Raw genomic sequence first — 2,215 nt, forward strand, 5'->3', positions numbered from 1 at the left:
TCGACAGTTGCAGGTTCTACTAGTTTTGGCGATCAATGGAAGAGTCTAGTCGATTTAGGAGATGCTTATGGTTCAGTTCCGATCGCTGTTGGAGAGCGCATTGAGGTTGTTTATTCAGGATTAACTAATACTGAGGTAAATGGTCAGAAAGCTGATAAAGCGGTTATTGGCTATAGACTCAAGTCTTATACCCCAAGATCCGACAGAGCATCTGATGCGAGTACAGATGTATATCTTTTACTGCTCAATGATCCGACAAACGGTGTGAGAACAACTCAAGCTGGTGGAAGTGTTGAGTATGAGTTAGATATTTCTTATCTTGATTCTAATGGCTCGTTTATTAATTTTAACGGTGCAGATGTTGTTATTTCCGCAAATTCTTTAAACCATACAGATACAGGGTTGTGGAATCAATTGTATAGATCTACTGAGTATGTAGATGTTAGTGATACCGGTGCTAGCCTAGTAGAGATTAACGGTTCGTCTATTGGAGCTTTTGGCACTGTTGGTAAAGCTAAATGGAATAATGATTATAAAGGCAATGCAGGTGTTAATGAAGACGGACAAACAGATTATCCTGTTTGGGACTCAGAAGATAACCCTAATTTCTGGTATGGCTCTATTGCAGTAAAATATCAAAATGTGCAAGGGACTTTGCTAAAAATTAATTTTGGTGCAGACATGCGTGAGGAGTACTGGTTTACTTTTAACACTAACACACCTTATCCGGTTTCCCTCAAACCTGAGCCAGTAACATTACGCGAGTTTGAAGCAACGCCTGAAAAGGAGCTTCCAGTTACTCCAGCCAAGCAAACATTCACACCAGAAAAAGCAACAGTCTTGACCTTTACGCCTGAAACACCAAGCGTAAAACCTCACGTCAAAGTGCCTGAAAAAGAAATATTCTCAGTAGCGGTACATCCAGTGCTAGTGGCTCAAAAGCCTATTAATGACAAAGAAGTCGTTAATACAGATAATGTCTCAATTGATGGTAAATTGGTAGCTAAAGGCTCTACAATTGTTTGGGAGCTTAAAAACGATAATCTAAAAGCGGGTCGTGAAGAAGTAACAGCTTATATCATGGATGATCCAGCACCAGCTGGCTTCCTTGTTGATCTTGACGGCACAAAAGAAAAGAACGCAGGAGCTTATCTTGTCACTATTCTTGATGACGGTGTAGTTCGTTTTGAAGCAACTGATTTGACGTTGGGTGTATTAAATGCTAATCGTAGTCAAGACGTGAAAGTGCCAGTTGCCTATCTCGTAGGTTCTCCTCAAAATGACGGTGCTACTTATGAGAATGTCTTTACGACAACGATTACTACTCCAAAAGGCGAATTTAAAACAGTCTCTGATAAGCCAGTTGTCTATACACCAGGTGTCGATCCAGAAAACCCACGTAAAACGCCAGAAGGCGAAAATCCAACACCAGATGATAATTTGATTCAACCTAAAAAGGATGTTGTAGATGAAGCTGGTAAGTCTATCAACGGTCAGTCAGTGCTTCCAAATACCAAGATTAACTATCTCTTGACGCAAAACTTCGACCAATACAAAGGTATGTTAGCTTCTAAAGATTCTATTGCTAAAGGCTTCTTGTATGCAGAAGATTACCCTGATGAAGCGCTAGATGGTAAATCAATGGTTGTTAATTCTATCACTGCTTCAAACGGTGATGATGTGTCACAACTTTTAGATATGTATCATGTACTCTCTCAAGATACGCTTGATGAAAAGCTCCAAGAGATTATCAAAAACTCTGGTATTTCACCAGTTGGCGAATTTTACCTCTGGGTAGCCAAAGACCCACAAGCCTTTTATGAAGCTTACGTTCAAAAAGGTCTTGATATTACTTACAACGTATCATTCAAGATTAAGGATACTTTCACTGAAGGTGATATTACCAACCAAACTTACCAAATTGACTTCGCAAACGGCTACTACTCAAATATTGTAGTTAATAACCTTCCAAAACTTGAAGTTCACAAAGATGTCCTTGACAAACAAGATGGGGTTTCTATCAACAATGGTGAAGTTGCCTTGGGCGAAGAAGCAACCTACAAACTAGAAGGTTGGGTAGTGCCGACTAATCGCTCTTACGATCTTTACGAGTATAAGTTTGTAGATCAATTGCAACATACACATGATATGTTCTTGCGCGATAGCGTGATCGCTAAAGTTGACATCACACTGGCAGACGGCACTGTCATCAAAG

General features: G+C 39.9%; 1 protein-coding gene. It reads left to right on the forward strand.

The window, feature by feature from the left end:
• On the forward strand, positions 1-2,215 hold a 2,215-nt coding region (locus tag ACLN19_RS09035; protein ID WP_413385511.1), incomplete at both ends, for an SspB-related isopeptide-forming adhesin.

Origin of the sequence: Streptococcus lishijunsis (genome assembly GCF_047290665.1) — a bacterium.
Classification (GTDB): Bacteria; Bacillota; Bacilli; order Lactobacillales; family Streptococcaceae; genus Streptococcus.